The 5300-nt window shown below is 71.7% G+C and carries 6 protein-coding genes and 1 tRNA gene; 5 read left to right on the top strand and 2 right to left on the bottom strand.

The window, feature by feature from the left end:
* Positions 1–225, top strand: a 225-nt coding sequence (locus ACFWJ4_RS40685; protein WP_380554283.1) for a hypothetical protein, incomplete at its 5' end; no start/stop codon positions are given.
* Between the two features lie 182 nt (positions 226–407).
* Here ACFWJ4_RS40685 and ACFWJ4_RS40680 read toward each other — a convergent pair.
* Positions 408–492, bottom strand: a tRNA-Leu gene (locus ACFWJ4_RS40680).
* A gap of 291 nt (positions 493–783) precedes the next feature.
* Between ACFWJ4_RS40680 and ACFWJ4_RS40675 the strand changes: the two genes are divergently transcribed.
* The 3 genes from ACFWJ4_RS40675 to ACFWJ4_RS40665 all read left to right on the top strand — a co-directional run bounded on the left by ACFWJ4_RS40675 (position 784) and on the right by ACFWJ4_RS40665 (position 3842).
* On the top strand, positions 784–2115 hold the full coding sequence (locus tag ACFWJ4_RS40675) for a M20/M25/M40 family metallo-hydrolase (RefSeq protein WP_359901245.1): 1332 nt from the start codon (positions 784–786) through the stop codon (positions 2113–2115).
* 256 nt (positions 2116–2371) lie between these two features.
* Positions 2372–2611, top strand: coding sequence for a chaplin (locus ACFWJ4_RS40670; protein WP_359901243.1), 240 nt, complete (start codon positions 2372–2374; stop codon positions 2609–2611).
* Positions 2612–2936: 325 nt separating this feature from the next.
* A complete protein-coding gene (locus tag ACFWJ4_RS40665; RefSeq protein WP_380554280.1) occupies positions 2937–3842 on the top strand; it encodes a chaplin family protein in 906 nt (301 codons plus the stop codon).
* Positions 3843–4005: 163 nt separating this feature from the next.
* On the opposite strand, the gene ACFWJ4_RS40660 is transcribed toward ACFWJ4_RS40665, so the two are convergent.
* The gene (locus ACFWJ4_RS40660) at positions 4006–4215 is read right to left on the bottom strand and encodes a DUF5703 family protein (protein WP_359901238.1); all 210 of its coding nucleotides are present in this window, start codon (positions 4213–4215) and stop codon (positions 4006–4008) included.
* Positions 4216–4579: 364 nt separating this feature from the next.
* On the opposite strand from ACFWJ4_RS40660, the gene ACFWJ4_RS40655 reads away from it, so the two are divergent.
* Positions 4580–5185, top strand: a complete 606-nt coding sequence (locus tag ACFWJ4_RS40655; RefSeq protein ID WP_380554277.1) for a hypothetical protein — start codon at positions 4580–4582, stop codon at positions 5183–5185.
* The last annotated feature ends 115 nt before the right edge of the window (positions 5186–5300 follow it).

The following is a 5300-nucleotide window of genomic DNA, read 5'->3' as shown; positions in this document are numbered from 1 at the left end:
GCCGTTCCGGCGACCGAGGTTGCGCCCGCCGCCGTTCCGGCGACCGAGGTTGCGCCCGCCGCCGTTCCGGCGACCGAGGTTGCGCCCGCCGCCGTTCCGGCGACCGAGGTTGCGCCCGCCGCCGTCCCGGCGACCGAGGTTGCGCCCGCCGCTGCCGCTCCGGCGGCCGAGGCTCCGGCTGCCGCCGCCCCCGCCGCTGTCGCCCCCGCCGCCAGCCAGGGCTGACCGAATCCCGCCGTTTTGGGCGTGACCCCGACACCGTCCCGTCGGGCCAGGCCCATCCGGATGCCCGGCCGGTACCCACCGGCCGGGCATCCGGCGTACGGGGCGTCCGGCCGGTCGCTTCAGGGCGGAGAACCGCGGCCGAAAAGCAGAAAGGCCCCAGATCAACTGGGGCCTTTCTTCGGTGTCCGAGGGGGGACTTGAACCCCCACGCCCGATAAAGGGCACTAGCACCTCAAGCTAGCGCGTCTGCCATTCCGCCACCCGGACCAGGTGTCGCCCTCGCGGCTTCCGATCTCTCGTCCGTCGCGCTGACAGATGTAACTGTAGCAAAGATCGGCTTGGGGTCCCAAAACGATTCCCGGTCGGCCGGTACGACCGGTGGCGGTGGCAAGGGGTGGCGTGTGGCGGGGGCGTGACCAGGGGGTTTCGGGAGTGCGCGGGGGGTGGATCGGGATCCGGGGCTGGGGGAGGATGGGCGGACGTGCTCGTACGGCCCGGGTGCAGGTCCTGGGGGTGGCGCGCTGGTGCGTCGGTGCGGGCCCAAGACGAGGAGTGACCGTGAGCGAGCGGAGCGAGTCGGCGGCACCGAAGGTGACGGCTGAGTCCGAGGTCGCCGAGATCTGTCGCGATCTGATCCGGATCGACACCAGCAACTACGGGGACGGCTCCGGCCCGGGGGAGCGGAAGGCGGCCGAGTACGTGGCCGAGCAGCTCGCCGAGTTCGGGCTCGAACCGAAGATCTTCGAGTCCGCCAAGGGCCGGGCGTCGACGGTGGTCCGGATCGAGGGCGAGGACCGCTCCCGTCCGGGCCTGCTGATCCACGGCCACACCGATGTGGTGCCGGCCAACGCCGCGGACTGGACCCACGACCCGTTCGGCGGCGAGATCGCGGACGGTTGCGTCTGGGGGCGCGGCGCGGTCGACATGAAGGACATGGACGCGATGACCCTGGCGGTCGTCCGCGACCGGCTGCGCACCGGGCGCAAGCCCCCGCGCGACATCGTGCTGGCCTTCCTCGCCGACGAGGAGGCCGGCGGCACCTACGGGGCGCGCTTCCTGGTGGACAAGCACCCCGGGCTGTTCGAGGGCGTGACCGAGGCGATCGGCGAGGTCGGCGGCTTCTCCTTCACGGTCAACGACCAGGTCCGCCTCTACCTGGTGGAGACGGCCGAGAAGGGCATGCACTGGATGCGCCTGACGGTCGAGGGCCGGGCCGGCCACGGCTCGATGGAGAACGACGACAACGCGATCACCGAGCTGTGCGAGGCGGTGGCCCGGCTCGGCCGGCACCAGTTCCCGCTGCGGATCACCAAGACCGTCCGGGCCTTCCTGGACGAGCTGTCGGACGCGCTCGGGGTCGAGCTGGACCCGGAGAACATGGACGAGACGCTGCGGGTGCTCGGCGGCATCGCCAAGATGATCGGCACCACGCTGCGCAACACCGCCCAGCCGACCATGCTCGGCGCGGGCTACAAGGTGAACGTGATCCCCGGTCAGGCCACCGCGCACGTGGACGGGCGCTTCCTGCCCGGCTACGAGGAGGAGTTCCTGGCCGAGCTGGACAGCGTGCTCGGCCCGCGCGTGAAGCGCGAGAGCCTGCACTCGGACAAGGCGATCGAGACCGGCTTCGACGGCGCCCTGGTGGAGGCGATGCAGACCGCGCTGCGCGCCGAGGACCCGATCGCCCGCGCGGTGCCGTACTGCCTGTCGGGCGGGACGGACGCCAAGTCGTTCCAGGACCTCGGCATCCGCTGCTTCGGTTTCGCGCCGCTCCAGCTGCCGCCGGAGCTGGACTTCGCCGGGATGTTCCACGGTGTGGACGAGCGGGTGCCGGTGGACGGCCTGAAGTTCGGTGCCCGGGTGCTGGACCGGTTCATCGACGCCTGCTGAATCCCCTGATCAGGCGACTGGGTCGGCCCGTTCCCGGAATGCCGGGGGCGGGCCGAGCGCATTGTCGGAGCTGATGATTGTGAGACGGGGAAAGGAAGATCGACAGAAGCGATTCTGCCGGAAACTCCAAGCTGATCATGTGTGCGAGACCTCACCGTTGCGGGTGAATGGGAGATCCGTTCCGTACCCCGTTTGCCGCAGCGTCGTTCATCCCTGTGCAGCCCGCCGAACGGGTTGCGTTGTCCATACAGGAGGAATGATGAAGGTCAAGAAGATCGCCGCTGTCGCCGCCGCCACCGGTGGTCTGGTGCTCGCCGCCGCCGGTGTCGCGTCCGCTCACGCCGGTGCCGAGGGTGTGGCCGCCGGCTCCCCGGGTGTCCTCTCGGGCAACCAGATCCAGGTTCCGGTGCACGTCCCGGTCAACCTCTGCGGCAACACCATCAGCGTCATCGGCGTGCTGAACCCGGCGTTCGGCAACCACTGCGCCAACGTCTGAGTCGACCTCCGGGCCGTCGAGGCCTGTTGAGCCGATTCGCAACCGGCCCCCGGGCGGCGGACGCGCCGCGCCGGGGGCGTTCGCGTTCCCGGCGGTCCGGTGCGGGCCGGACCCGCTCCGGGGCCCGGCGGCCGCCGGATACACGAGGTCCGACACGATCGCTCGATCGGGTGAAGCCGATTCGTTCGGCTCAACCTCCCCGTTCGCCTCTCGTTAACTCGTGTGCAGCCGAAGCCCTTGCGTGATTTACGGATATACGGAAATTCCGACTTTTTGAAGGTTCACGTCAAGGTCGACACGTCGTCTCGAAATGTCAGGGGAAAAAATGAGGAATGTAGCCAAGAAGGGGATCCTCACGGCGGTGGCCACGGGTAGTGTGCTGGCCTCGGCCGCCGGCTACGCCTATGCGGGAGGAGCCGAGGCGCAGGGGGGTGCCGTCGGTTCGTCCGGCGTCGTCTCGGGCAACTCGGTCCAGGTGCCGATCCAGGTGCCGATCAATGCCTGCGGCAATACGGTCGACGTGATCGGCTTGCTGAACCCGTCCTACGGCAACCACTGCGCCAACGTCAACGGCGGCGGGGGTCACCCGGCGTCCAAGCCCGTCCAGCACGGCCTGCCCGGCGGCTCGGGTGTCACCGGCGGCGGTCACTCCGACGGCAGCCGTCCCGCCAACGGTGTGGGCGGCGTCGACGGTTCCGGCACCGGTGCCAGCCAGGGTGCCAAGGTCCCGGGTGCCACTGTGCCCGGCGCCTCGGTGCCGGGCGCCACGGTGCCGGGCGCGAGCGCCTCGGGTGTCGCGGCCAACTCGCCGGGCGTGCTCTCCGGCAACAGCGTCCAGGCGCCGGTGGACGTCCCGGTCAACGCCTGCGGCAACTCGGTCAACGTGGTCGGCGTCGGCAACCCGGCCTTCGGCAACGACTGCGTGAACGTGGCCAAGGTCGCTCCGAAGCCCACCCCGAAGCCGGTCGAGGGCTGCGTGGAGGCCTGCCCGACCCCGCCGAAGGTCTCCTCCGAGGAGGTGACGAGCGTCGCGCGCAACAGCGTCCCGCCCGTCGCGGCCGAGCAGGCCGTCGTGGCACCCGCCAAGGCCGTCAAGGTCGCCACGGTCGCTCCGACCGCCCAGCTGGCCTCCACCGGCGCCGGCGGCGTCGAGCTGCTCGGTGCCGCCGGCCTCGCGCTGATGCTCGGCGGTGGCGTGCTCTACCGCCGGGCCCGGGCCGGAGTCCGCTGACCCGGCCGACCGGGGACGGGGGCGCGCGCTGAACCGGACGCGCGCTCACCCGTAGCGGGAACGACCCACCCGCGGCCGCCGGGCGAACGGGCGGCCGCGGGCGCGGGCGTGGGCGCGCGGAGGCTCGACGCGAGGCCCGCCCGGGGCGCCGGTGCCCCGCCCGTCACCAGCTCCGGACCTGCCGGATGATCCGCCGCTTCAGCCGGACCGTCCGGCTGCCGTCGGGGAACAGCTTGAGTCGGTCGAGCTCCCAGTGCCCGTACTCGGCGTGCTCGGTGAGCAGTTGGCGCGCCGCGTTGCGCGTGGTGCCGCGCGGCATGCGCAGGGACTGGTACTCGTACTCCGGCTGCCGGACCGGCTTCCGTGGGGTCAAAACGCTCCTCCTGGGGATCACCTTCGGGCAAGCCTACGGCCTGCCCCGGACGGTCGGCCCGGGTATTTCCGGCCGTCCCTCCCGCGCGGAGGCGGCGGCCGGAAGAGGCATGACCCGGGCCGTCGGCTGACAGCGCATCAGTCCTGTTGCCACTGGGGAAGGGATACCCCGATCCCGGCGCGCGAAGCCGCACCCGGACGGCCCCGTCGAGTCCGGTGCGCGCCCTCCGCGCCCGTTTCGCGCCGGTGCCGCGTGGGGACGAAGTGGCACGGATCGGACATCAGGGGGGAAGTTGCGGTGAAAACGCGGGTGGAGGTGACAACCGCTGTGCGTACCGACGCCGCGGGGAGATAGCGTCTGCACCATGTCTGATGCCGCGCAGCCCACCATTGCCGAGGTACGCGCCGCCGCTGAGGCGGTCAAGGCCGCCATCGATCGTCATCTGGAAGCGGTGTCAAGCCCCAACGCAGCCGATGATCCCGCCGTTTCCGCCGCCTACGAGCAGCTCGCCACGGCGGCCATCGCCTACGACCAGCTCCTGTACGAGGCCTACGACGAGGTGACGCCCTTCGAGATCCCCGGGGACGAGGGCCCCGGCGGGTACCACGGCCCCGAACAGCCCGAGGCGATCAGCGTGTTGATCCGCCGCGACTACCACGTCGTCGACCCCGAGCGACTGCGTGCCCAGGCCGAGCGGCTGGACGAGTCGCTGACCCCGGGCGGAGCCGGAGCGGGCGGGGTGAACGCCGCGATCGGCGTGCTGTTCGGCGAGTACGAGCCCGACGAGATCGCCGCCCGCAGCGAGGAGTTCGGCCTGGAGGAGGCCGACTCGACGCTCTGGGTCGCGGCCACCGAGCCGACCGAGCCGGGCGAGTGGCTGCCCGAACCCTTCGAGCACGCCGACCCGCAGCTGCTGATCTGCCGGTTCGACGTGAGCGAGGTCTACGACGACGAGGATCCGGACGACTGACGCCGTCCAGGACGGCCGACGGGCGGGCCCCGGTTCACCGGGGCCCGCCCGTCGTGCGGTCCGGCCGGGGGCCCCCCCAGGCGGGGCGCGCGGCGCCCCCCGCGGAAGCCGGGGC

Origin of the sequence: Kitasatospora sp. NPDC127067, assembly GCF_042724755.1 — a bacterium.
Lineage (GTDB): Bacteria > Actinomycetota > Actinomycetes > Streptomycetales > Streptomycetaceae > Kitasatospora > Kitasatospora lactacystinica.
This window is presented reverse-complemented; position numbering and strand designations above follow the sequence as displayed.

Coding starts and splice junctions, on each gene's coding strand:
- ACFWJ4_RS40655 (WP_380554277.1), top strand. CDS start 4,580: ATGTCTGATGCCGCGCAGCCCACCATTGCCGAGGTACGCGCCGCCGCT.
- ACFWJ4_RS40665 (WP_380554280.1), top strand. CDS start 2,937: ATGAGGAATGTAGCCAAGAAGGGGATCCTCACGGCGGTGGCCACGGGT.
- ACFWJ4_RS40670 (WP_359901243.1), top strand. CDS start 2,372: ATGATGAAGGTCAAGAAGATCGCCGCTGTCGCCGCCGCCACCGGTGGT.